The 24,111-nt window shown below is 73.5% G+C and carries 23 protein-coding genes; 10 read left to right on the top strand and 13 right to left on the bottom strand.

Annotation, left to right across the window (positions count from 1 at the left end):
• The first annotated feature begins 13 nt into the window (after nucleotides 1-13).
• Nucleotides 14-751: a bifunctional DNA primase/polymerase gene (locus ACZ7DY_RS10685; RefSeq protein ID WP_471132803.1), complete on the top strand. Its 738-nt coding sequence runs from the start codon at nucleotides 14-16 to the stop codon at nucleotides 749-751.
• Nucleotides 752-788: 37 nt separating this feature from the next.
• Here ACZ7DY_RS10685 and ACZ7DY_RS10680 read toward each other — a convergent pair whose 3' ends face one another.
• The 8 genes from ACZ7DY_RS10680 to ACZ7DY_RS10645 form a co-directional block, all read right to left on the bottom strand.
• Complete coding sequence (locus tag ACZ7DY_RS10680; RefSeq protein ID WP_471132801.1) at nucleotides 789-1,769, bottom strand: SCO2278 family lipoprotein; 981 nt, start codon at nucleotides 1,767-1,769, stop codon at nucleotides 789-791.
• A gap of 69 nt (nucleotides 1,770-1,838) precedes the next feature.
• The gene (locus ACZ7DY_RS10675; RefSeq protein WP_471132798.1) at nucleotides 1,839-2,177 is read right to left on the bottom strand and encodes an SH3 domain-containing protein; all 339 of its coding nucleotides are present in this window, start codon (nucleotides 2,175-2,177) and stop codon (nucleotides 1,839-1,841) included.
• 88 nt (nucleotides 2,178-2,265) lie between these two features.
• The gene (gene efeU, locus ACZ7DY_RS10670; RefSeq protein ID WP_471132795.1) at nucleotides 2,266-3,120 is read right to left on the bottom strand and encodes an iron uptake transporter permease EfeU; all 855 of its coding nucleotides are present in this window, start codon (nucleotides 3,118-3,120) and stop codon (nucleotides 2,266-2,268) included.
• Between the two features lie 4 nt (nucleotides 3,121-3,124).
• Nucleotides 3,125-4,375, bottom strand: a complete 1,251-nt coding sequence (efeB, locus tag ACZ7DY_RS10665) for an iron uptake transporter deferrochelatase/peroxidase subunit (protein WP_471132792.1) — start codon at nucleotides 4,373-4,375, stop codon at nucleotides 3,125-3,127.
• A gap of 15 nt (nucleotides 4,376-4,390) precedes the next feature.
• Nucleotides 4,391-5,557, bottom strand: coding sequence for an iron uptake system protein EfeO (gene efeO / locus ACZ7DY_RS10660; protein ID WP_471134476.1), 1,167 nt, complete (start codon nucleotides 5,555-5,557; stop codon nucleotides 4,391-4,393).
• 196 nt (nucleotides 5,558-5,753) lie between these two features.
• Entirely contained in the window at nucleotides 5,754-6,611 is an 858-nt protein-coding gene (locus ACZ7DY_RS10655) for a heme ABC transporter ATP-binding protein (protein WP_471132789.1), read from the bottom strand.
• A complete protein-coding gene (locus tag ACZ7DY_RS10650) occupies nucleotides 6,608-7,699 on the bottom strand; it encodes a FecCD family ABC transporter permease (protein ID WP_471132786.1) in 1,092 nt (363 codons plus the stop codon). The genes ACZ7DY_RS10655 and ACZ7DY_RS10650 overlap by 4 nt, the downstream gene beginning before the upstream one ends.
• Nucleotides 7,696-8,709: a heme/hemin ABC transporter substrate-binding protein gene (locus ACZ7DY_RS10645; RefSeq protein WP_471132783.1), complete on the bottom strand. Its 1,014-nt coding sequence runs from the start codon at nucleotides 8,707-8,709 to the stop codon at nucleotides 7,696-7,698. Before ACZ7DY_RS10645 ends, ACZ7DY_RS10650 begins: the two co-directional genes overlap by 4 nt.
• A gap of 136 nt (nucleotides 8,710-8,845) precedes the next feature.
• On the opposite strand from ACZ7DY_RS10645, the gene ACZ7DY_RS10640 reads away from it, so the two are divergent.
• From ACZ7DY_RS10640 to ACZ7DY_RS10630, 3 genes are all read left to right on the top strand, one after another.
• A complete protein-coding gene (locus ACZ7DY_RS10640; protein ID WP_471132782.1) occupies nucleotides 8,846-10,357 on the top strand; it encodes an HtaA domain-containing protein in 1,512 nt (503 codons plus the stop codon).
• A 100-nt stretch (nucleotides 10,358-10,457) separates the two neighbouring features.
• Nucleotides 10,458-11,996, top strand: a complete 1,539-nt coding sequence (locus tag ACZ7DY_RS10635) for an HtaA domain-containing protein (protein WP_471132780.1) — start codon at nucleotides 10,458-10,460, stop codon at nucleotides 11,994-11,996.
• A 15-nt stretch (nucleotides 11,997-12,011) separates the two neighbouring features.
• Nucleotides 12,012-12,695 carry a PhzF family phenazine biosynthesis protein gene (locus tag ACZ7DY_RS10630; protein ID WP_471132778.1) on the top strand — a complete coding sequence of 228 codons (684 nt, stop codon included), beginning with the start codon at nucleotides 12,012-12,014 and terminating at the stop codon, nucleotides 12,693-12,695.
• Between the two features lie 14 nt (nucleotides 12,696-12,709).
• On the opposite strand, the gene ACZ7DY_RS10625 is transcribed toward ACZ7DY_RS10630, so the two are convergent.
• The gene (locus ACZ7DY_RS10625; protein WP_471132776.1) at nucleotides 12,710-13,378 is read right to left on the bottom strand and encodes a biliverdin-producing heme oxygenase; all 669 of its coding nucleotides are present in this window, start codon (nucleotides 13,376-13,378) and stop codon (nucleotides 12,710-12,712) included.
• A 165-nt stretch (nucleotides 13,379-13,543) separates the two neighbouring features.
• Entirely contained in the window at nucleotides 13,544-14,401 is an 858-nt protein-coding gene (map, locus tag ACZ7DY_RS10620; protein WP_471132774.1) for a type I methionyl aminopeptidase, read from the bottom strand.
• A gap of 79 nt (nucleotides 14,402-14,480) precedes the next feature.
• Here map and ACZ7DY_RS10615 point away from each other — a divergent pair, with 79 nt between their 5' ends.
• Complete coding sequence (locus tag ACZ7DY_RS10615; protein WP_471132772.1) at nucleotides 14,481-14,714, top strand: hypothetical protein; 234 nt, start codon at nucleotides 14,481-14,483, stop codon at nucleotides 14,712-14,714.
• A 40-nt stretch (nucleotides 14,715-14,754) separates the two neighbouring features.
• Here ACZ7DY_RS10615 and ACZ7DY_RS10610 read toward each other — a convergent pair whose 3' ends face one another.
• Complete coding sequence (locus ACZ7DY_RS10610) at nucleotides 14,755-16,038, bottom strand: MFS transporter (RefSeq protein ID WP_471132769.1); 1,284 nt, start codon at nucleotides 16,036-16,038, stop codon at nucleotides 14,755-14,757.
• 124 nt (nucleotides 16,039-16,162) lie between these two features.
• Complete coding sequence (locus ACZ7DY_RS10605; protein ID WP_471132766.1) at nucleotides 16,163-16,765, bottom strand: hypothetical protein; 603 nt, start codon at nucleotides 16,763-16,765, stop codon at nucleotides 16,163-16,165.
• Between the two features lie 79 nt (nucleotides 16,766-16,844).
• On the opposite strand from ACZ7DY_RS10605, the gene ACZ7DY_RS10600 reads away from it, so the two are divergent.
• From ACZ7DY_RS10600 to ACZ7DY_RS10590, 3 genes are all read left to right on the top strand, one after another.
• Nucleotides 16,845-17,981 carry a sialidase family protein gene (locus tag ACZ7DY_RS10600; protein ID WP_471132764.1) on the top strand — a complete coding sequence of 379 codons (1,137 nt, stop codon included), beginning with the start codon at nucleotides 16,845-16,847 and terminating at the stop codon, nucleotides 17,979-17,981.
• A 13-nt stretch (nucleotides 17,982-17,994) separates the two neighbouring features.
• Nucleotides 17,995-18,759 (top strand): NADPH-dependent F420 reductase, encoded by a 765-nt coding sequence (npdG, locus tag ACZ7DY_RS10595; RefSeq protein ID WP_471132762.1) that lies wholly within the window; start codon nucleotides 17,995-17,997, stop codon nucleotides 18,757-18,759.
• Nucleotides 18,760-18,930: 171 nt separating this feature from the next.
• The gene (locus ACZ7DY_RS10590) at nucleotides 18,931-19,137 is read left to right on the top strand and encodes a hypothetical protein (protein ID WP_471132759.1); all 207 of its coding nucleotides are present in this window, start codon (nucleotides 18,931-18,933) and stop codon (nucleotides 19,135-19,137) included.
• 46 nt (nucleotides 19,138-19,183) lie between these two features.
• Here ACZ7DY_RS10590 and ACZ7DY_RS10585 read toward each other — a convergent pair whose 3' ends face one another.
• On the bottom strand, nucleotides 19,184-19,981 hold the full coding sequence (locus tag ACZ7DY_RS10585; RefSeq protein WP_471132756.1) for a site-2 protease family protein: 798 nt from the start codon (nucleotides 19,979-19,981) through the stop codon (nucleotides 19,184-19,186).
• A 103-nt stretch (nucleotides 19,982-20,084) separates the two neighbouring features.
• Between ACZ7DY_RS10585 and ACZ7DY_RS10580 the strand changes: the two genes are divergently transcribed.
• Nucleotides 20,085-20,579 (top strand): DUF6578 domain-containing protein, encoded by a 495-nt coding sequence (locus ACZ7DY_RS10580; protein ID WP_471132753.1) that lies wholly within the window; start codon nucleotides 20,085-20,087, stop codon nucleotides 20,577-20,579.
• 229 nt (nucleotides 20,580-20,808) lie between these two features.
• Nucleotides 20,809-24,093 carry an ATP-binding protein gene (locus ACZ7DY_RS10575; protein WP_471132752.1) on the top strand — a complete coding sequence of 1,095 codons (3,285 nt, stop codon included), beginning with the start codon at nucleotides 20,809-20,811 and terminating at the stop codon, nucleotides 24,091-24,093.
• The last annotated feature ends 18 nt before the right edge of the window (nucleotides 24,094-24,111 follow it).

Here is a 24,111-nt window from a genome sequence, read left to right as displayed (position 1 = left end):
GGTGAGGGGCTAGATGGGCGCGGAGTTCGGTGGCCGGTCCGGCGGGCAGGGCAGGATTTCCCAGTGGTTCCGCCGCCGTCCGAGGGACACGGCGGGCGATGACCGGGCCCGCGAGGACCTGCTGCTCGCCGCGGCGGCGGCCGGGCTGCCGCTCGCCCCGGCCGCGTATCCGTCGGGGTACCGATGTTCCTGCGACCGCATCGGCTGTCCCACACCCGCCCGGCACCCCGTCTCCTTCGCCTGGCAGACGCAGTCCACGACGGACCGCGGCCAGATCGAGCGGTGGGCCCGCCACCAGCCGCAGGCCAACTTCATCACCGCGACCGGCATGATCCACGACGTCCTCGACGTGCCCCTGGAGGCCGGTCTTGAGGCCCTGGAGCGGCTCCTCGCCGCCGGCATCGAGGTAGGCCCGGTCGCCGAATCCGGCGGCAGCAACGGCCGGGGCAGGCTCCTCTTCTACACCGCCACCCGGGGCACCCCCGAGGACGAGGACGAGTGGTGGCCCTGCGAGCTGGACTGCCACCCCGAGACGATGGACGAGCATCCGGGTCTTCGCTGGCACTGCCGCGGGTCGTACGTCCTGGTGCCGCCCGCCCGGCTCCCCGGCGACCAGGAGGTGCGCTGGCTCCGCGGCCCCGAGCATCCGCTGCCGGACCCGCTGACGCTCCTTGAGACGCTCACCGACGAATGCGCACGCGTGGCGGGCGAGCCCCAACAGGACGTCGCCGCCTGGCCGCTGAGGGGCTGACCGCACCGGAGGCGGTGCGGGGCGCGCGGCGGGGCGGTCAGCCGCCCGTGGCGCCCGTCAGGCCCTGGATACGGCTCAGGAAGGTGACCTTCCCCGGCTTCTTCGGGTCGACGACCACCTGGTTCGAGACCCGGTCGAGGAGCAGGGACTGCCGTACCTCGCCCTTGAGCAGGGCCTTCGCGTCGGCGTCGACCTTCGGGCTCAGGCCCTTGAACGCGGTCTGCTTCTCGTAGTGCCGCGTCGAGAAGAACACCATCGCGCCGCCGTCCGCGGTGCGCAGCCCCAGCGGCGCGAACGAGCCGCCGTTCTGCGGTTCGTCGATGTACTGCACGGCCAGGCCGGCCCGCTTGGTGTTCCGGTCGCGGTACGCCTTCCAGGTGGACGTGTGGTCACCCGGGGCGAAGGCGTCACCCCCCGACTTCAGGTACGACGTGTACTCCTCGCCGAGCTTCGCAGGGGCCAGGGCGAGGTCCTCGGCGGTCACGTCCACCGGCTCCGCGAAGCCGTCCTCGTCCTTCTTCAGCTTTGGCAGCTTCTTCGGCGCCACCAGGTTCAGATAGGTGGCCCGCCACAGCTCGTCGGGGCCGCTCTTGGTGAAGACCCACAGCCAGCGCAGGTCCGAGCGGCGGTTGGCCTTCGTGTCGGCCACGAACCAGCGGGGCCAGCCGGCCTTCTTCGGGATCACGTACGACACGTCGTCGAGCTCCAGCGGCACATGGCCCTTGTTGCCCTCCGGGTGCTGCACGTGCCGGGACTTCAGGCCGCCCTGGTTGATCGCGCCCAGCGGCCCGGTGATGCGGGCGGCGTCCGCGTCGGCGTCGTAGGTCTTGTCGGCCTTGTTGTACGCGGCGAGGAAGTCCTCGAGCGCGCGGCCGGCCTCGGCCTTGGTGGCCGCGGGCACCACCTCACGCTCGCCGTGCACGGTCACGCATCCGCTCGCGGCGAGCGCCAGAGCCGTCACCGCCGCCGACGCCATGACGGGCCGACGGGGACCGCGGACCCTGCGGACGTTGCTCATCGGAATCCTTCACCTACCCCTTCCCGGGCCCGAACCTTATCGGGCCCGGAACGGGGTGCGCCGTGGGGGTCAGATCTCCTGCAGGAGCTGCGCGTCGACCCAGCCGCGCTTGCTGGTGCGGGGCAGGTCGCCGTAGTACCACCGGGTGCCGCGCTTCACCGTGGAGCAGCGGACGTGGACGTTGTCGAACCACTGCAGGCGCTTCACCTTGCCGTAGCCGGTGCCGGGGCCCGAGTACGCGGTGGCGCCCACGTTGATGACCATCATGTCGTGGTTCCTGACGTTCTTGGTGCAGGCGCTGCCACCGACCGCCGAGGCGGTGGGGGCGGTCATCAGCGAGGCGCCGAGCGCGACGGCGGTCGCCGCGGTCAGCGTGGCAAGGCTCTTCCCGAAACGGGAGGTTCGCATGGGGGGAATCCTCGGACGTCGATCGACTGGTGAACGACGATCATAGGCACGGCAGTTCGGGCCGCCGACGGGAGGTCGGCCGGGTGGGTCAGCCCTGTTCCGGAACGGTCGCCTTCTCCGGTTCTGCGGCCCGGCGCGGCGCGGACCCGCCCGGCGCGAAGAAGAACGCCAGCGTCGGTACCAGGTACAGCAGCCAGACCACGACCTGCGCCACCGTCGGATCCGGCTGGAAGTTGAAGACGCCCTTGAGGAGCGTGCCGTACCAGCTGTCCGGCGGCACGGTCGCGCTGATGTCGAACGCCTTGTCCCGCAGCCCGCCGAGGAACTCCGCCTCCTGCAGGTCGTGCACGCCGTACGCGAGGACGCCCGCCGCCACCACGACCAGCATCGCGCCGGTCCACGTGAAGAACTTCCCGAGGTTGATGCGGAGCGCGCCCTTGTAGAACAGCCAGCCGAGCGCGATCGCGGTGAGCAGGCCCAGGATGACGCCGAGCAGCGGACCGTGCGAGCCGTCGCTCGACGCCCGTACCGAGGCCCAGACGAAGAGCGCCGTCTCCAGGCCCTCCCTGCCGACCGCGAGGAACGCGGTCGCCACCAGCGCGGCCGTGCCCATCTGCAGGGCCGCGTCGAGCTTGGCGCCCAGCTCGGCCTTGAGGTGCCGTGCCGTGCGCCGCATCCAGAAGACCATCCACGTCACGAGGCCCACCGCGACGATCGAGAGCGAACCGCCGAGCGCCTCCTGCGCCTGGAACGTCAGCTCCTGCGAACCGAAGGTCAGCGCGCAGCCGAAGCCGAGCGCGAGCGCCACCGCGACGCCGATGCCGGTCCAGATGGGCACGAGCGCGTCACGCCGTCCGGTCTTCACCAGGTAGGCGATGAGGATGCAGACCACGAGGCTGGCCTCCAGCCCCTCGCGCAGACCGATCAGATAGTTGCCGAACATCGGCTCACGCCTCCCCGGAGAACAGGCTCCTGCCCCACCAGTCGTCCTTGTCGCGGACGCCCGGCGGGATCGCGAAGACCGCTGAACCCACATGCTGGATGTACTCGTTGAGCGCGTCGGAGCGCGCCAGGTTGCGCTGGACCGGGATGAAGCCGGTGCGCACGTCCCGCTGGTAGGCGAGGAAGAAGAGGCCCGCGTCCAGCCGGCCGAGCCCGTCGGTGCCGTCCGTGAAGGAGTAGCCGCGGCGCAGGATGGTCGCCCCGTGGTTGGCGTCGGGGTGCGCGAGCCGGACGTGCGCGTCGGGCTTCATCGCCTTCAGGAACGGCTCGTCGTGCTCCTTGGCCTTGCCGACGGGGGCGCCCTCGCCCTTGTCCCGCCCGAACACGTCCTCCTGCTCGCCGAGCGAAGTCCGGTCCCACGTCTCGATGTTCATGCGGATGCGGCGCGCCACGAGGTAGGACCCGCCGGTCATCCACGCGGGCCCGTCCTTGGCGCCGACCCACACGTGGTCGGCGAGGGCGGCGGCGTCCTGGCCCGACACGTTGCGCGTGCCGTCCTTGAAGCCGAAGAGGTTACGGGGGGTCTGCGCGCCCGGCGTCGTCGACGACGTCTTGCCGAAGCCCAGCTGGGACCAGCGCACGGCGACCTTGCCGAAGCCGATGCGGGCGAGGTTGCGGATGGCGTGCACGGCGACCTGCGGGTCGTCCGCGCAGGCCTGCACGCACAGGTCGCCGCCGCTGCGGGCCTTGTCGAGGTTGTCGCCGGGGAACTTGGGGAGGTCGACGAGGGCCTCGGGGCGCCGGTCGGAGAGGCCGAACTTCTCGAAGAGGGAGGGCCCGAAGCCGATCGTCAGGGTCAGCCGGGACGGCTTGAGGCCGAGCGCCTCACCGGTGTCGTCCGGCGGCGCCTCGGCGAGCCCGCCGTAGGCGCCCTCGCCGACCACGTGCCCCGCGGTCATCCGGGCCGCCGCCTTCGTCCACTCCTTGAGCAGCTCCACGAACGCCTCGCGGTCGTCCGTCTTCACGTCGAACGCCGCGAAGTGCAGGCGGTCCTGGACGGCGGTCGCGATGCCGGCCTGGTGCGCGCCGTGGAAGGCGACGGCGGCCCCGGCCTCGGCGGCGGGCGCCGCGTCGTCGCCGGAGCGGGTCATCGCCACCGCGCCGCCCGCCGCGGCCGCGCCGAGCGCGAGCCCGGCACCGCCCCAGCCGAGCAGCGCACGCCGGGACGGCGCGTCGGTTCCGGTGTTCTCGGTCATCGTTCCCCCTTGCCCCTACTTGGTCTTGGCGACGGCCGCGGCCAGCTTCGACAGCGGCTCGGCGAGCGCGTTGACGCCGTCGGAGAGTTCCTTGCGGTCGGCCTTGCCGACCTTGTCGTAGGAGACGAAGTCGTAGAGGTCACCGGAACCGCCGGTGCGGTGCTTGTCGAGCAGCTTCTCCAGGGCCGAGAACTGCTTGTCGAGCTCCTTGGCGAGCGCCGGGTCGTTCTCGGCGGCGACGGGCTTCAGGAGCTCGTACGACTTGCGGGCGCCCTCGACGTTGGCCTTGAAGTCGACCAGGTCGGTGTGCGAGTACCGCTCCTCCTCGCCGGTGACCTTGCCGGTGGCGACCTCGTCGAGGAGCTCCTTGGCGCCGTTCGCCATCGAGGTCGGCGTGATGACGGCCTTGCCGACCCGCTTCTGCCAGGCGAGGAGGTCCTTGTCGAGCCGGGTGGCGAGCTGCTTCTCGCGCGCGCCGATCTTCTTGTCCTTCCACAGGGACCGCTCGAGGCGGTGCCAGCCCGTCCAGTCCTTCTCCGGGTCCTGGTCCTCGGCGAGCCCGTCCTCGCGGAAGTCGACCTTCGGGTCGATGTCGCCGAACGACTCGGCGACGGGCTCGGTGCGCTCCCAGCCGATGCGGGAGTCGGCGTACGCCTTCTTCGCCGCGGCGAGGTCGCCCTTGCGCACGGCGTCGGTGAAGACCTTCACCTTGGGGAGCGTCGCGTCGGCCTGCTCCTGCGCGTACTCGCGGTAGGCGGCGACGGCCTTGTCCAGGCGGGGGTCGCGCTTCGCGGTCTTGCCGCCGCCGGTGACGGTGACCTTCTGGCGGATGCCGTCGCCCTTCATGCCGGGCTTGCAGGCGATCTCGTAGGAGCCGGCCTTCACCTCGGCGGTGAGCTTCTGCTTGGTGCCGGGGCCGATGTTCTCGCGCTCGCCGACGATGCGGTCGTCGGGGAAGAGGAGGTAGACCTCGGTGACCTTGGAACCCTTGTTCTCGATGGCAAGCTCGACGTGGCCGGCGGAGAGCTCCTTCTTGGAGACCTCGCACTTGTCGTCGGTGGCGGTCACGCGCACGCTGTTCGCGCCGCCCTCGGCGTCGCTCTTCTCCGTGCAGCCCGTGACGGCGGTCAGGGCGGCCGCGGTGGCGACGGCGGTGACGACGGACAGGCGAGCGGGTCGCACGGGTCGCATACGGGGCTCCAAAGCGGGTCACGGACGGGTTCCGGCCCCACCACAAGCCGGTGAGGCGGACCTAACTTAACTGAGCCTTACCTCGGGGATACCCGCCCTGTCAGTGATTCAGCTCTCATGGGGCACGACCGCTCACGAGCCGATCACGGTCGGCTGATGAGGCGCCCATGACCAGGTAAAACAACGGTCAAGTACGATCTTCGGCGGCTCTGAGCGGCGTGATCACGGGGGCGCCCGTGCGCGGGTGCGGGAAGACCTCCACGGGCTGCCGGTACACCTCGGAGAGCAGCGCCGCCTCGAAGACGTCGCCGGGCGCGCCCGCCGCCGCGACGGCCCCGCCGCGCAGCACCGCCACCCGGTCCGCGTACGCCGCCGCGAGGCCCAGGTCGTGCAGGACCACGACGACCGCGTCACCGGCGGCGGCCCGCTCGCGGCAGATCCGCAGCACCAGCTCCTGGTGGCGCAGGTCGAGCGCGGCGGTCGGCTCGTCGAGCAGCAGCAGCGGGGCGCGCTGCGCGAGGACGCGGGCGAGCGCCACCCGCGCCCGCTCGCCGCCGCTGAGCGCGGCGAAGGGCCGGGCGGCGAAGGCACCCACCTCGGTGACCGCCATCGCCTCGCGCACCACCCGGTCGTCGTCGTCCGCGGACCGCGTGCCGGCCCACGGCGCGCGCCCCATCCGGACGACGTCCTCCACCGGGAAGGGGAAGGAGAGCGTCGCGGACTGCGGCAGCACGGCGCGCCGCAGGGCGAGTTCGGGCGCCGCCCAGTCGCCGGCGGGGCGCCCGCAGAGGCGTACGGTCCCGGCGTCGGCGGGCAGGTCGGCGGCGAGCGCGGCCAGCAGGGTCGACTTCCCCGCGCCGTTGGGGCCCACCAGCGCGAGCACCTCGCCCGCGCGGGCGGCGAGCGAGACGCCGGTGAGCGCCTCGCGCCCGCCGAGCCGCACCACGAGACCGTCGGCCTCGGCGAGGACGTCCCCGTGCGCGGCGCGCGCGGGCAGCGCGCGCTCGCGCCCGTCGAAGAGTCTCCTGCCCAGCTGTCCGATCATGCCCAACCACCTTGCCCGCGACGGGTCCTGCGCAGCAGCCAGAAGAAGAACGGGCTGCCGAAGAGGGCGGTGAGCACGCCCAGCGGCAGCTCGGCGGGGGCGGCCACCGTGCGCGCGGCCAGATCGGCCGCGACGAGGACCAGCGCCCCGCCGAGCGCGCTGCCGGGCACGAGGAAGCGGTGCCCGGGACCCGCGGCCATCCTCAGCAGATGCGGTACGAGGAGGCCGACGAAGGTGATGATCCCGGCGACGGCCACGGCGGCCGCGGTCAGCAGGGCCACCACGAGGACGAGGACGAGCCGCAGCCGTTCCACGTCCACGCCCAGATGCCGGGCGGGCCGCTCGCCGAGCGCGAGGAGGTCCAGCTTCCGCGCGTGGAAGGGCGCGACGGCCAGCCCGAGGAGCGCGCAGGGCAGCACGGCGAGCACCTTGGGCCAGGTCGCCTGGGCGAGCGAGCCGAGCTGCCAGAAGGTGATCTGGCTGATCTGCGCGTTGTCGGCGAGGAAGATGCCCAGGCCGATGAGGGCGCCCGCGAAGGCGTTCACCGCGATGCCGGTGAGGATGAGGGTGACCACTTCCGTACGGCCGCCCTCGCGCGAGAGGGCGTACACGAGCAGGACCGTGGCGAGCCCGGCGGCGAACGCGCAGAGCGTGACCGTCCAGTTCCCGGCGAAGTGCAGGCCGAGCGCGATGGAGGCGACGGCGCCGACCGCCGCGCCCGAGGAGATCCCGATGACGCCGGGCTCGGCGAGCGGGTTGCCGAACATCCCCTGCATCAGGGCGCCCGCGCAGCCGAGGGAGGCGCCGACGAGCAGCGCGAGCGCGACCCGGGGCAGCCGCACGTTCCACAGCACGCTCTCGCCGACCCGGTCGAGCGCGGAGCCGCCGAGCCCCAGCCGGTGGCGGCCGGAGGAGAGGACGTCGCCGAGGGGGATGTCGTAGGCGCCGATGCCCGCGGAGAGCAGGCAGAGCAGGACGAGGGCGGCGGCCAGGCCCGCGGTGAGGGGGAGCGCGGTGCCGCGGCGGCGCCGTGGCGCCTCTTCGGGGGCGGCTCCGGTACGGGGTCCGGGCTCGGTCAGCAGACTCACGCGGCGTCCCCGTACACCTGGCCCACCAGGGACTTCAGGACCTGGTCGGTGCGCGGCCCGTAGTTGAGGAGGACGCCGTCGTCGATGGAGACGACGCGGCGGTCCAGGCCGGCCGGGGTCTCGGCGACGCCCGGCACCTTCAGCAGCCCCTCGACGCCGCCCACGGAGGCCAGGCCCTTCGTCATCACGAGTATGGCGTCGGGCGCGGCCTTCGCGAGCGCCTCGCTGGTGATCGCCGTGAAGTCCTTCGTGAGGCCGGACTCCTTGCCCGCGTCGACGGCACCCGCCGCCTCCAGGAGCGAACTCGCCCCGGATCCGCGGCCGCCGAGCAGATACACGGAGGCGGAGCCGCGCAGGTAGAGGAAGGCGACCCGGGGCTTCTTCCGGCGGGCGGAGGCCGGGACGGCGGCGCGGACCCGCGCGATCCGCCGCTCCGTGCGCTCGGTCAGTTCGGTGCCCGCCGCGTCCACGCCGAGCGCCGCGGCCACCGCCCTGATCCGCGGACCCACGTCACCGAGGCCCTTCGGCGGGTCGAACACGACGAGCGGAATGCCCGCGTCACGGATCTGGTCGATGGCCTCGGCGGGGCCGGTCGTGGTGTCCGCGAGGACGACGGTCGGCCTGAGCGAGAGCACGCTCTCCGCGGAGACGTCGTGCGCCCGCGTCACCACCGGCAGCTTCTCCGCCTGGCGGAAGGTGGCGGTGATGTCGCGGGCGACGACGTGCCCGCCGAGTCCGAGGGTGAAGACGATCTCGTTGAGGCTGCCGGTGAGCGGCACGATGCGGCTGGTGTCCCGCACCGTCACGCGGTGGCCGTCGGCGGAGATGACGGTGGCGGGCAGTTCGCTCTTCGGGCGCGTCTTCAGCGGTTCGACGCGATCGGGCGCGGCGCTCGCCGCCGCCCGGGCCCGGGACGACGGCGCACCGCCGTCGTCCGCCGCCGTGCAGCCGCTGAGGCCGAGGGCGAGAGCGGCGGCCCACGCGCCGGCGATACGGAGTGAGCGCGGCATACGCACCGAAGTCCACCGTCCTGTCGAGCTGTTGGTATCCGGCCGGCCGGGTGTTCCGGTTCGAGGGGTTCCGGGCCGGAGCGATCGTAGTTTAGGTTAGCCTTACCTAATTAGCTAGACCTGGAGGGGGTCCCCCATGCCGTCGTCCGGACAGGCGCGCGCCACCGGCGGAGCCGGCGCCTTCGTCGTGCTCGCCGCACTCCTCGGAGCGCTGCTCCCGGCGGCCACCGCCCACGCCGAGGACCGCACGGTCCGGGGCGGCCGGCTCGACTGGGGCATCAAGTCCTCGTTCCAGAGTTACGTCACCGGGCCCATCGCCCGCGGCGGTTCGACGCTGCGGGACGGCGCCGCCACGGTCGGCGGCAACCGGTTCCGCTTCCACTCGGCGAAGGGCACGTACGACCCGCGAAGCGGCAGATTCACCGCCGCGTTCTCGGGCGGAGTGCGCTTCACCGGGCACAAGAAGGGCGGCTCGTACGAGCTCGACCTCACCATCAGCCGCCCCACGGTGAAGGTCTCCGGCGGATCCGGCACGCTCTACGCCGACATGACCGGCAAGGAGAAGGGCACCGGCAGGATCACCTCCGCCGCCCAGGTGCCGTTCGCCTCGCTCGACGTCTCCGGCATCAGAATGACGGGCGGCACCGGACCGATCGCCCTCAACAACCTCCCCGCGACGCTCACTTCGCAGGGGGCGAAGGCCTTCGCCGGGTACTACCCGGCGGGCACCGCACTCGACCCGGTGAGCCTCTCGACGGACCTGAAGGCCCCGTCGCCGAAGCCCGGGAAGTCCGGGGGGAAGTCCGGTGAGGCGGCACGGGACGCGACAGAGGCGAAGAAGGGCCGCGTCGAGGACGCCGCCGTCGACTGGGGTGTGCGGCGCACGTTCCGCGAGTACGTCACCGGGCCCATCGCCAAGGGGAGGTGGCGGCTCTCCGGCGGCGCCCGGGACGGCGGCGCGCTCTTCCGCTTCCCCCTGGGCAAGGGCACGTACGACGAGAAGAAGCACACACTCGACGCGGAGTTCACCGGCGCGCTCCGCTTCACCGGGGCCCACGGGCTCGACCTCGCCCTGAGTGGGATCGCGGTCGAGGTGAAGGACGGCAAGGGCACGCTCTTCGCGGACGTGGCGCGCGGCGGGGCGCGTGGCGGGGCAGGAAGCGGCGAGGGCGTCATGAAGAAGGCGCCGCTGGTCACCTTCCCCGCCCCGGACAAGGAGTTGAAGCCGAAGGGCGGCCTCGTCTCCCTCACCGAGGCCCCGTCGAAGCTGACCGCCGAGGGCGCCGAGGCCTTCGGCGGGATGTACCGGGCGGGCTCCGCGATGGACCCGGTCTCCCTTGCGGTCGCCCTCGACGCCGACGCCGAGCTGCCCGCGCTGCCCGACCTCGGCTCGTCCGCGCGCCCCGACCCGCGCCCCGCGAAGGACCCCGCCCGCCCCCGGACCGAGAACGCCGCCGACTCCTCCGGCTCCTCGTCGAACGCCGTGCCCATCGGTGTCGGAGCCGGTGTCGCGGTGCTGCTCGCCGCGGCGGTCACGTTCGGGGTCCTGCGCAGGAGGCGGGCGGGGGCGGGGACGGGACCCGATACCTCTGCCGACCCGGCCGCCGATTCCGCCCCCGGCCGCAAGCCCGGCGACGACGGCTCCTGACCGCCCCCGGTGGCCGTCACCCGGCCCAGCCCACCCCACCCCCGCCCAATCCCCCTCCTCACCCCGGCATTTGTCACGACCCCCAAGGAGAAGCCTGATCATGGCCGCCACCCGTCGTCCCCTCACCCTCGCGGCAGCCGTCGCCACCGCTGTCGCCCTCGGCGCGAGCGCCCTCGCGCTGCCGGCGCTCGCCGCCGACGGCGGCGCGGCGGCCCCGCCGAAGCTGGAGCTCAAGAACGGCACGCTGGACTGGGGTGTGAAGGAATCCTTCCGCAAGTACGTCCTCGGCATGGCCCAGGGCCGGATCGAGACCGGCGGCGGCGCCGAACAGGCCCCGGACAACGGGGTGTTCAGGTTCGGCGGGGGCAAGGGGACGTACGACACCGGCACCCACGCCACGGACACGGCCTTCAAGGGAGACGTCCGATTCGTCTCCACCGTCCACCGGTTCGACATCCGCGTCGCCGACGTGCGGCTCCGCACCGAGGGCAAGGGCGGCGCCATCCGGGCCGACGTCACCCTGAACGGTGCCACCCAGAACGACATCGACCTCGCGAAGCTCGACCTGAGCGCGGTCAGGCCGGGACAGGGCGAGGGCGGCGCGATGGTCTTCAAGGACATCCCGGCGACGCTGACCGCCGACGGTGCCAAGGCGTTCAACGGCATGTACGAGGAGGGCGCGAAGCTCGACCCGGCCACGCTCACGGTGACCCCGGGCGGCCCCGTGACCGAGCGGCCGCCGGGGACGCCGGAGCCGACCGGCTCGGGCAAGCCCACCACCCCCGGCAGGCCCACCCCGACACCCGGCCACTCCGACCGGCCCACCGAGCCGTCGAAGCCGGCCGGCACGCCGCCGACCGGGCCCACCCGCACCCCGGCCGCCGGACGGACCGCGGGCGTCGTCGACGGCCGCCTCTCCTGGGGGCTGAAGGAGAGCTTCCGCAAGTACATCGACCGGGGAGGCGCGGCCACCGTCGGCGGCGGCACGCGCAAGACCGCTTCCGGTTACACCTTCCCGTACGCCAAGGCGCGCCTGGACTCCGGGGCCCGGAAGGTCGACGCCTCCTTCGGCGGCAGCGTCCGCTTCACGTACAAGGCGCACGGCATCGACATGAAGTTCGGCGACCTCAAGGTGCGGACGAACGGCGCCAAGGGCACCCTGCTCGTCGACGTGACCACGCCCAAGGGCACCAACGACGATGTGGAGTTCGCGACGCTCGACCTCTCCAAGGCCTCGTACCGGCCCAAGGGGGATGTCGTCCTGCTCGACGGTCTTCCGGCGACCCTGACGGCCGCCGGCGCCAAGCAGTTCGCGAGCGACGCCAACGGTTCTCCCTACGAGGCGGGTGAGCGGCTCGACCCGGTGACCGTCGCGCTCTCCACGTCGGCGGGGGCCGAACTCCCGTCCGGCGGCGGGGCGGCGGGCACGGCGACGGGTGGCGGCACCGGTACCACGGGCTCGGGCTCCGTGGGCGGCGGCGACAGCGGTGGCGGCGGTTCGGTGGGCGGGGCCGGGGCGCTGGCGTCCACCGGGGCCTCCGTCCCCCCGGCCGCGCTGCTCGGCGTGGCGGGGGTCGCGCTGGCGGCCGGCGCGGGCGCGGTGGTCCTCGGACGGCGCCGGGGCTCCGGCGCGGTGTGATGCTTCAATGCCCGGGTGACTGAATCATTCGACGACGTACGCGACGTACTCGACGTGGTGCGTGTCTTCTGCGGGCCCGACGGCCGGCACGGCAACGAACTCGGTGTCGTGCGGGACGGGGCCCGCATGCCCGTGTCCGGCGACCGCCAGGCGTTCGCCGGGAAGCTCGGCTTCAGCGAGACGGTGTTCGTCGACGACCCCGAGCGCGACGTCATCGACATCTACACGCCCACGCTGCGGCTGCCGTTCGCCGGGCACCCGTGCGTGGGCACCGCCTGGCTCCTCGACCTGCCCGAACTCAGCACGCCCGCAGGGGTGGTGGCGGCCCGTCAGGACGGCGAGTTCAGCTGGATCACGGCGCGGGCCGACTGGGCGCCGCCGCGGACGCTGCGGCGGTACGGGTCGGCGGCCGAGGTCGACGCGCTGGACGTGCCGCCGCCGGGGGAGTGGATCTACGCCTGGGCCTGGCAGGACGAGGCCGCGGGGCGCGTCCGCGCACGGGCCTTCCCGGGGCGGGACGACGGCATCGACGAGGACGAGGCGACGGGCGCGGCGGCGCTGCTGCTCACGGCGGAGCTGGACCGCGCCCTCAACATCACGCAGGGCCGCGGCTCGCAGATCCTGACGGCCCCGGCGCAGGACGGCCTGATCGAGGTGGGGGGCCGGGTGAGCCTGAGCCGGACGGGCCGGCCCACCTAAGGCTCCGCCCCCGCTCAAGCGGAGAGCGGAAACTCTTCCCCCAGCTCACGGAAGACCGCCGTGTTCAGGGCGAAGGCGCGCTTGCACTCGTCGACCATGCGCTTCTTCTCCAGGTCGTCCGTGACCACCGCGTCGATCCCGTCGAGCAGCTCGCGGTAACTCCGCTTGAACGCGGCCGGGTTGGGGATGTTCTCGAAGACGTAGAACCGCACGCCGTCGCCCTTGCGGTCGAAGCCCCAGGTCTGCTCGGCCCTGCCGCGGATGATCTGGCCGCCGGAGAGGTCGCCGAGGTAGCGGGTGTAGTGGTGGGCGACATAGCCGCCCGGCCAGGTGCGGGCGCACTCCTCGACCCGGGCCGCGTACCGCGCGGTGGCGGGCAGCGGGGTGAGGCCCTCGCGCCACCCGGCGCCCCGCAGATGCGTGAGGTCGCGCTCCAGCTCGCCCACCCGCGCCAGCTCGGGCCGTATGAACGGCCCCGCGACGGGGTCCTCGCGCAGGGTCCGCGCGCCCTCCTCCAGGGCGCGGTACACGAACCACAGCTGTTCCGTGTAGCGGGCGTAGGCATCGACGCCGAGCCTGCCGCCGAGCAGATCGCTCATGAACGTCGACGTCTCGGCCTCGGTGTGCTGCTCGTGGGAGGCGGTGCGGATGACCGTCGAGAAGGGCGTGGGCGCCGTGTCCATGCGGGGCCTCCAAGGGAGCCGGGGGGTGACGGGATGGCGGGAACCGGTGCGACCCCTGCAGATCATGGCAAGTTAGGCTTACCTAAGTCAACCAGTTCCCGACGTCCTGTCGGTAAAAACGCTACCCGTCCCCGGCCCGCGGAACCTCCCGGAACCGGATCTTCCTCAGGGCAGCGTGAGGATCTCCGCGCCCGTCTCCGTCACCACCAGCGTGTGCTCGAACTGCGCGGTCCGCTTCCGGTCCTTGGTGACGACGGTCCAGCCGTCCTCCCACATGTCGTACTCGTGCGTGCCGAGCGTCAGCATCGGCTCGATCGTGAACGTCATGCCGGGCCGGATGACCGTGGTGGCGTGCGGGCTGTCGTAGTGCGGGACGATCAGGCCGGAGTGGAAGGACGAGTTGATGCCGTGGCCGGTGAAGTCGCGCACCACGCCGTATCCGAAGCGCTTGGCGTACGACTCGATGACCCGGCCGATGATGTTGATCTGCCGGCCGGGCTTGACGGCCTTGATGGCGCGGTCGAGGGACTCCCGGGTCCGCTCGACCAGCAGCCTCGACTCCTCGTCGACGTCGCCGACGAGGTAGGTGGCGTTGTTGTCGCCGTGCACGCCGCCGATGTACGCGGTGACGTCGAGGTTGATGATGTCGCCGTCGTTCAGGACGGTGGAGTCGGGGATCCCGTGGCAGATGACCTCGTTGACCGAGCTGCACAGCGACTTCGGGAAGCCGCGGTAGCCCAGCGTCGAGGGGTAGGCGCCGTGGTCGCACATGTACTCGTGCGCGACGCGGTCCAGCTCATCGGTGGTCACGCCCGGCGCGATGTGCTTCGCGGCCTCTTCCATGGCGCGGGCCGCGATGCGACCCGCGGTGCGCATCAGTTCGATGGTCTCGGGGGTCTGCACCTCGGGACCCGTGTACGGGGTCGGCGCGGGCTTCCCCACGTACTCCGGGCGCCTGATGTTGCCGGGTACGGAACGGGTGGGGGAGAGCTCCCCTGGGACGAGCAGTGACTGGCCAGACATGCCAGCGAGTCTAGCCAGCCGTGGTGGGGCAGCATGGCCTCAGAGAGCATGACCCGATCAAGGACGGAAGGAGCGGGGCGTGGCGCTGTTCAAGAAGAGGGCGGCCGGCAGGCCGGGCGAGTGGTTCTACTGCCTGGAGCACCAGAAGGTCGAGGAGGGCCCGGACTGCCCCGGCAAGGACCGCATGGGCCCCTACGCCTCCCGGCAGGAGGCGGAGCACGCCATGCAGACGGCCCGGGAACGCAACCTCGAATGGGAGAACGACCCCAAGTGGCACGACACGGCCGCCCGGGGCGAGGACGGCGACGCGTGAGTCCCGCGCCCCGCACGGGGCCGGGGAGGCGCGGGCGGGGCTAGGAGGCGACCGGTTCGGTCCCCGGCGCGGCGCGTTCCCTGCGGCGCCGCGCGTCGGGGTCCGTCGTCGCGTCGTACGAGATGAGCCTCGGCAGCACCGCCGCCAGGATGCCGACCGAGGCCACGCAGGCCAGGCCGCCCGACCAGATGGCGGGCCGCGTGCCGGTCCAGCCCGCCGCGGCGCCCGCGCGGACCTGACCCAGCTGCGGGCCGACGCTGTACGAGAGGACCTCGATCCCGGCGAGCCGGCCGCGCAGCTCGTCGGGGATCGTCTGGTTCCAGATGGTGGAGCGGCCGAGGCCGCTCGCCATGTCCCCGGCGCCCGCGAGCGCCAGGCAGGCCAGCACGAGCCAGATGTCCGAGAACCACCCCGCCGCGGTGACCGCGAGCCCCCAGCCCGCCGCCCCGAAGACCACCAGCAGCCCGTGCCGCCGCATCCGCGACGTCCACCCGCTGGTGAGGCTGAACAGCAGCGAGCCGACCGCACCGGCCGCGTACATCAGGCCGAGCGCCCACTCCGCGTCCAGGTCGTCCGCGAGGAACGGGAAGATCGTGTTCGGGAAGGCGAAGAACATCGCCGCCATGTCGATCGCGTACGTGCCGAGCAGCACCGGCCGCGACCACGCGTACCGCGCGCCCTCCGCCAGGCCCTTCAGCGACGGTTTCTCCGCGTCGTGCGCGGCGGGCGCGGGGGAGAGGCGGGTGCACAGGAGCACCGAGACCGTGTAGCCGGCGATGGTGATCGCGTACGCGGACGCGTGGCCGGCGAACGCGACGACCAGGCCCGCGAGCGAGGGGCCCGCGATGGCGCCCACGTTCCAGCGCAGCGAGTTGAGCGCGGCGGCCGCCGTCAGCTGGTCGTGCGGCACGATCCGCGCCATCAGCGAGTCCAGGGCGGGCCGCTGCAGCCCGGACAGCGCGGAGACGCCCGCCGCGACGACGTACAGCGGCCAGAGCAGCGGGTCGGGCAGCAGGGCGTTCACGAACAGGACGACGGCCAGCAGGCCGAGCGCCGCCTCCGTCAGGAGGATCACCTTGCGCCGGTCCACGGCGTCCGCGAGCGCGCCGCCGTAGAGCCCGAAGACGACCAGCGGCACCAGCTCCACCGCGCCCATCGCCCCGACCGCGACCGGTGAGTCCGTCAGCTCCTTGATCTGCAGCGGCAGCGCGACCAGCGCCATGAAACTGCCGAAGTACGTGACGAGACCCTGGACCCACAGCAACCGGAAGTCGCGGGTGGAACGCCAGGGGGAGAGGTCGGGCAGTATCGCGGAGAGAGGCACGAGGAACCATGTTCAGCGGGCGCGCGCACGGCGGGCAACCGAATTTCGCCGCGGTCGCCGGGGCGGTCGCCGGCGAGGTCGTGGGTTCGGTCGCCGGTGGGGCACCGGCCGGCCGGCCCCGCGGTCACCAGCGCGTCGGTGGCGGGGACGTCAGCTGGTCGGCGAGCCGGGAGAGGCGGTCGCGCAGGCGTCTGCGGCCGCGCGGCTCGGGCAGCGCGTTCTCCCCGGCCGCCGCGCTCACCAGGTGCTGCACCGTGTCCAGGTCCAGATCGGGCGTCTCCCCCACCGCCAGCGCCTCGTGCGACAGCGCGTCCAGGTCCCGGTCCCCGCGGCCGAGCGCCAGCACCGTCGCCCCCGCCCGGCGCGCGTCGTGCACCCGCGTCAGAAGCTCGGGGTCCGGCGTGTCCGGCGCGACCACCAGCAGCGTCTCACCTCGCCGCGCCGCCTCAAGCCGGCCGAGGCCGGTCGACAGATGGGCCGGGTCCGAGGCGTGCACCTGGTGCCTGACGAGCGTCGGGGTGAGCTCGGGCGTGCCCGACCAGGCCGCCTCGTCGACCAGGTGCGCGGCCAGGTGCCACGGCTCGTACGCCGCCGTGCCCACGAGCAGCAGCCCGCCGCCGTGCGGCACGACCGAGGAGCGCAGTGTCCCCGCGAAGCGGCGCGTGGCGCCGAGCCACTCGGTCCCGGCGAGCACTTCGCGCAGCAGCGCGACCCGTACGGCGTCCATGGCGTCGCATCCTGCCCCAACCGCCCACTCTTGGCCGGGAGTTCACCGGGAATTCCCCCGGAGCGGGGAGGCGGACGGGATGACTCATGAGACGTCAGTTCCCTTCCGGGCCGGCCACGAGGGATACGCGAGCTTCCGCATCCCGGCCGTCGTCGCCACCGCCGCCGGCACCGTCCTCGCCTTCTGCGAGGGCCGCGTCGGCTCCCGGGCGGACTCCGGCGACATCGACATCGTCCTCAAACGCTCCACCGACGGCGGCCGCACCTGGGGCCCGCTCCAGGCCGTCGGGCGCAACGGCACCGACCTCGCGGGCAACCCCGCCCCCGTCGTCCTCGCCTCCGGCCGCGTCCTCCTCGTCCACATCAGGAGCGCCGCCTCGGCCACCGAAGACGCCATCCGCCGCGGCACGGTCTCCCCGGCCGACGGGCGCCGCGTCTGGGTCCAGCACAGCGACGACGACGGCCTCACCTGGTCCGCGCCGCGCGAGATCACCGGGCAGGTGAAGCGGCCCGGCTGGCGGTGGTACGCGACCACGCCGGGCCACGCACTCCAGCTGACCGGCCACGGGGGCCGCGTCGTCGTCCCCGCCAACCACTCCCTGCCGCCCTCCGCCGGAGTCTCGACCGCGTCCGAGGGGCAGGGCGGCGCCCACCTCGCGGACGACGGCACCGAGGGCAAGTACAACGGCGGGCACTGCCTGCTCAGTGACGACGACGGCGCGACCTGGCGCATCGGCTACGTCGACGACAACACCGACGGCTACATCAACGTCAACGAGACCACCGCCGCCGAACTCCCCGACGGCAGGCTCTACTTCAACACCCGCAACGACTCCCCGGCCCCCGGCAACCGCGCCGACGCCCACTCGTCCGACGGCGGCCAGAGCCTCGACAAGCCCTTCCGGCCCCAGGCGGGCCTGACCGGACCCGTCGTCGAGGGCAGCCTCCTGTACCTGGGTGACCCCGACGTACTCCTCTTCTCCGGCCCCGCCGACCCCGGCTTCCGCGCGCTGATGACCGTGCGCCGCTCGGTCGACGGGGGCGCCACCTGGCGGCTCGCCCACACCGTCGACGGGCTGCCGGCCGCGTACTCCGATCTCGTCCGCGTCGACGGCGCCACCGTCGGTCTCCTCTACGAGACGGGAGACTTCAGCGCCTACGAGACCATCACCTTCCGCCGGATACCGGTGACGTGCCTGGTCGACGGTGACCGCTGAGTAAGGTCACCCCATGACCTCTACAGACAGTGCGCGGAACGGCGCGGAGAAGGCATCGGCGAACGCCCCGGCGCAGGCGACGGACAAGGCACCGGCCAAGGCGCCGGCCAAGGACCCCTGGGAGCTGCCCGACGTGTCGGGGCTCGTCGTCGGCGTCCTCGGCGGCACCGGCGACCAGGGCCGCGGCCTCGCCTACCGGCTGGCCCGCGCCGGACAGAAGGTGATCATCGGCTCCCGCGCGGCCGACCGGGCCCGCGCCGCCGCCGACGAGCTCGGCCTCGGCGTCGAGGGCGCCGAGAACGCGGAGTGCGCGCGGCGCAGCGACATCGTGATCGTCGCCGTGCCGTGGGACGGCCACGGCAAGACCCTCGAAGCGCTGCGCGAGGAGCTGAGCGGCAAGCTCGTCGTCGACTGCGTCAACCCGCTCGGCTTCGACAAGAAGGGCGCGTACGCCCTCAAGCCGGCGGAGGGCAGCGCCGCCGAGCAGGCCGCCGCCCTGCTCCCGGACTCCCGGGTGACCGCCGCCTTCCACCACCTGTCGGCGGTGCTGCTCCAGGACGCGTCCGTCGAGGAGATCGACACCGACGTCATGGTCCTCGGCGAGAGCCGCGCCGACACGGACGTGGTGCAGGCGCTCGCCGCCCGCATCCCCGGCATGCGGGGCGTCTTCGCCGGGCGGCTGCGCAACGCCCACCAGGTCGAGTCCCTGGTCGCCAACCTGATCTCCGTCAACCGCCGCTACAAGGCACACGCGGGTCTGCGCGTCACGGACGTGTGAGGCGGGTTACCTGACGGGGGCGGGGACGGTGCGGGGTGGTGGCGGGCATGGGGGACACTGGATGCCGTAGGTGTGGACGCGTAGGTGCGGCTGCGTACGTATACGCGTAGGCACCCCCGCCCCGCCCCACCCCGACCGACACCACGCTTCACCCGACAGGAGCCGACCCCCATGCCCCGCCTCGCCGTGTACGCCCTCGTCGTCTGCGCCCTCGCCGTCGCCGCGGCCGTGATCTCCTTCGTACAGGGCAGCTGGCTCGGCATCGTGTGGGTGCTCCTCGCGGGGCTCTCCTCGAACATGGCCTGGTTCTACCTGCGGCGGGCCAAGGCGGAGCGGGACGCGCTGCGGGCCTCGGCGGCGGGCCCCTCCGCGTCCTGACCGCCGCCCCGCGCAGGTCACGGGCCGGCTCATGTCACGGGCCGGCTCACGGTGCCGCGGGGACCTCCTGGGAACCCTCCCAGAAGCGGTACAGGTCGTGGCCCCACGCCGTGTCCCGCCCGCTCACCCCGAGGCCCCGCAGGATCGCGTCGACCGCGTCGAAGAACGCGTGGTTGACCTCCGGGATCCACAGCACGACGAAGACCGCGATGAGCCCGAACGGCGCGAACGGCTCCACCTGGCGGCGGATCCCGTACGAGAGCCAGGGCTCGATCACGCCGTAGCCGTCCAGGCCCGGGACGGGGAGGAAGTTAAGGATCGCCGCGGTCACCTGGAGCAGCGCCAGGAACGCGAGCGCGTAGCGGAAGGCGTACGGCACGCCGTCGAGGGCGTGCAGCCAGAACGGCGCCGTGCAGGCCACCGCGAACAGTACGTTCGTCAGCGGGCCCGCCGCCGAGATGAGGCTGTGCTTCCAGCGGCCCCGGATCCTGCCCCGCTCGATGAAGACCGCGCCGCCGGGCAGACCGATGCCGCCCATGATCACGAAGAGTACGGGCAGCACGATGCTGAGCAGGGCGTGCGTGTACTTGAGCGGGTTGAGGGTCAGGTAGCCCTTCGCGCCGATGGAGATGTCACCGCTGTGCAGGGCCGTGCGCGCGTGCGCGTACTCGTGCAGGCAGAGCGAGACGATCCAGGCGGCCGTCACGAAGAGGAAGACGGCGAGGCCGGGATTGTCCGCGAAGCCGGTCCAGGCCGCCCAGCCCGAGACGGCCGCGACGGCGGCGATCCCCAGGAAGACGGGGCTGATCCGCCGGTCGCCGCGGCGGATGGGGGTGGTGGTCATGGGACGGGGCTCCTGAGGTCCGACGGCCTTGCGTGCCCGACCGTATAGGGCGTACGGCGAAAACGTCTCGCACCGGCCCGTTGGTTCCGGGGAGGCTGGGCGCATGACGCTGTGGAACGTTATGTACCAGGACTGGCAGATGGAGTGCTGCGGGAAGCCGTTCCGAGTGGGGGACCGGGTGGCGTGGCCGCTCCTCGTCGACGTGGCGGAGCGGGGCCGTGAATGGCTCTCCGAGCTCAGCGAGATCGAGGGCCCCGTGGAATCGGCCGGCGGCGGCCCCGTGGTGCGGTCGGCCGGGGTGACGGTCCCGTGGACGGGCGAGGGCGCGTGGCCGCCCCGACTGAGGCTGAAGGGGCTGCTGTCCGTGGAACGGCACGGCGGGAAGTGGCCGGAGACGGTCGGCCTGGTCCGGGACATCCAGGTCGTCGAGCAGGGGTACGTGGCGGGGGAACGGGTGGCGGGGGAGCGGTGGTTGCGTCCGGTGGAGGCGTGCCCGAAGTGGTTTGCCCACGCAGTGACGACGGGCACCCGAAGGGGCCGCGAGTACCGCCGGGACGAGACGGGTGTCCTGGTATCACTGGAGGTGGAGGAGGACTGAGAGGGCTGGAGTAGGGGCGGGCCGGCAAACGGGTCCCCCGCCCCTGCTCCAGCCCCACGGTGCGGGGTAAACGGGTGGGTGGGTGGGAGTGAACCGCCGCGGAGCGGCGGGGGGTTTGGGCAGGTGGGGGTGTCGGGGAAGTGCCCCGACGAGAGCCGCCCCGCCCCGGTGCCGGGCGCCGAGTGCACCGCCCAAGCCCGGCGCAGCCGCGAGCAGGGACAATGGCTCCGTGCGATATCGCGTTCTCGGGTCGGCCCGAGCCACCCGTCCCGACGGCACCCCCGTCCCCGTCGGCGGCGCACGCCTCCGTGCCCTGCTGGCGGCACTCGCCCTGCGGGCCGGCCGCACCGTGCCCGTTCCGGCCCTCGTCGACGACGTGTGGGCCGAGGAGCCGCCCGCCGACGCGGCCGGTGCCCTTCAGGCGCTGGTGGCCCGGCTCCGCAGGGTCCTCGGTGCGGGTGCCGTCCTGTCGGTGGACGGCGGTTACCGGCTCGACGCGGGCTCGGACGACGTGGACGTCTTCCGGTTCGACCGGCTGGTGACCGAGGCCGTCCGCGCCCTCGACGACGGCGACCCGGCGAAGGCTGCCCTCGTCCTGGACGACGCGCTCGCCCTGTGGACCGGCGAGCCCCTCGCCGACCTGCCGGAGCGCACGGGCGACGCCGCCCGCTGGCGGGCGCGCCACCTGGAGGCCCGCCGCGTGAGGATGACCGCGGCCCTCGCCCTCGGCGAGGCGGAGCGTGCCCTGCCCGAACTCGCCGAGCTGTGCGACGCCCACCCCCTCGACGAGCCGCTGCAGGCCCTGCGGCTGCGCGCCCTGCGCGACACGGGACGCCCGGCGGAGGCGCTCGCCGCGTACGACGGTGTGCGGCGCGTTCTCGCGGACCGGCTCGGCGCCGACCCGGGCCCCGAACTCCGCGCCCTGCACGAGGAGTTGCTGCGCGAGCCGACCGCCCCGGTGCCGCCCCGCGCGGCCGGGAACCTGCGGGCCAGGCTCACCTCGTTCATCGGCCGCGAGGCCGACATCGACGCGCTGCGGGACGACCTCGGGCGGGCCAGGCTCGTCACGCTGCTCGGCCCGGGCGGCGCCGGCAAGACGCGGCTCTCGCAGGAGGCCGCCGAGGCCGTCGCCGCGGGCCTGCCGGACGGCGTCTGGCTCGCCGAACTCGCCCCCGTCGAGAACCCCGAGGACGTTCCCGCCGCCGTCCTCACCGCGCTCGGCGCCCGCGAGACCGTCCTGCGCGGCGCCGGCGCGGAGGAGATGCGCGTCCTCTCGGAGCGGCAGGGCGAGAACCCCGTCACGCGGCTCGTCGAGCACTGCGCCGGGCGCCGCATGCTGATCGTCCTCGACAACTGCGAGCACGTCGTCGACGCGGCCGCCCGCCTCGCCGACGAACTCCTCGCCCGCTGCCCCGGACTGACGGTCCTCGCCACGAGCCGTGAACCCCTCGGCGTACCGGGGGAGTTGGTGCGTCCCGTCGAGCCGCTGCCCGAACCGGTCGCGGTGCGGCTGTTCGCCGACCGGGGCGCCGCCGCGCAGCCGGGGTTCACCGTCGACGCCGACCCCGCGGCGGCGGCCGAGATCTGCCGTCGCCTGGACGGCCTGCCGCTCGCCATCGAACTGGCCGCCGCCCGCCTGCGCATGCTCACGCCGCGCCAGATCGCCGACCGCCTGGACGACCGCTTCCGGCTGCTCACCAACGGCGCCCGCACCGTCCTGCCCCGCCAGCAGACCCTGCGGGCCGTCGTCGACTGGTCCTGGGAGCTGCTCGACGAGGCCGAACGCGCGGTGCTGCGGCGCCTCTCGGTCTTCGCGGGCGGCTGTGACCTGGCCGCCGCCGAAGAGGTCTGCGCGGCCGCCGGGGCTGCCCACGACGTCGCCGGCCTGCTCGGTTCCCTCGTCGACAAGTCCCTGGTGATCGCGACCCCTTCGCCGCGGTCCGGCGTCGGGATGCGCTACCGGCTGCTGGAGACCGTCGCGGAGTACGCGGGCGAGCGGCTCGACGAGGCCGGCGACCGGGCCGCCGCCGAGCGCGCGCACCTCACCCACTACCGCGAGGTCGCGCGGACCACCGACCCCGAACTGCGCGGCCGCGGCCAGCACGCCGCCGTGGAACGCCTGGAGACCGAGTACGAGAACCTGCGCACCGCCCTGCGGCACGCGGTCGCCGCGCGCGACGAGCAGGAGGCGCTCTGCCTCGTACTCTCCCTCTCCTGGTTCTGGCAGATCCGCGGCCTGCGCATGGAGACCCGCAACTGGTCCCGCGACACCATGGCCCTCGGCCCCGACCCCTTCGCCGCGCCCGTCGCCCCCGCGCCCCCGCTCTACGAGCCGTGCACGGCGCTGCCGCCGCCGATGTGCCCGGAGGTCCTCGAAGAGGCCCGCCGCGAGGTGCATCTGCTCCACCTCGCCTGCATGGACATGGACGCGGGGCTGTGGCCGTCGTCGGCCGCCGAGGAGAAGCTGCTCGGCATCAGGGCCGCCTACCGCCCCGGCCTCCCGCAGACCTGTCGGACGCCGGGCAACCTCTGGTTCTTCGCCGTGCTCCTCAGCGGCGACCTGGCCTCGCTGCGCGTCACCGTCGACGAGACCGTGAGCGCCTGCCGCGAACTCGGCCTGGAGTGGGAGCTCGCCGCCGCCCTGCAGACGCGCGCCGACATGCTCGCCAACCGCAGCGACTGGACGGGCGACGCCATCCGCGACGCGGACGAGGCGCTGTGTCTCTTCCGGGGGCTGGGCGATGAGTGGGGGGTGGCGGAGGCGCTCTCCGCGCGCGGCGAGGCGCGTGAGCGGCGCGGTGAACTGGCCCTGGCCGCCGAGGACTTCTGGTCCGCCGTCGAGTACGCCGAGCGGCTCGGCGCCCGGGCCCAGGTGGCCCTGCTCAGGGCCCGCCTCGGGGCGCTCCTGACGGACGTGCCGGAGCGGCGGGACGACTTCGCGCGGGGGGAGGCGATGCTGCGGGAGATCGTCGCCGACCCCGGCCGGCACCACGCGGGCGAGGCCATGCCCGCCGCCCGGCTCTTCCTCGCCATCGCGCTCGGCCGCACCGGCCGCCACGGCGAGGCGCACGAGCAACTGCGGCTGCTCAGGCAGGAGTTCAGCGCCATCGGCTTCGCGGTCTTCGAGGGGACCGTGCTCGGCATCACGGCCTGGCTGTACGCGCTGGACGGACGGTACGAGGAGAGTGTCGCCAAGGCGGCCCAGGCCTTCGGGAAGGCGCTCGACCCGCTGTCGCGGATGGTCGCCCCGAGCATGGTCTCGGTCCACCTGTGGATCGCGGCGCTGGCCCTGTCCGCCGTCGACGTCGCCCGCGCGCGGGACGCGGCCCGCCTCCTGGGGACCGCCGACCGCGAGCTGCCGCCGTCGCACGTCGCGAACTCCATGGAGCGGGAGATCCGCGGGAGCGCGGAGCGACGGTCGCGGGCCGCGCTCGGCGCCGACGCGTACGACGCGGCGTACGCACAGGGCGGCGGCCTCTCCCTGGAGGAGGCCGCCGCCCTGTGCGCGCTGTGACTCCCGTGGGGTCCGGAT

This window comes from Streptomyces sp. NPDC037013, assembly GCF_055607265.1.
The sequence above is the reverse complement of the archived record's forward strand: the minus strand, read 5'-3'. Positions and strand labels throughout refer to the sequence as shown.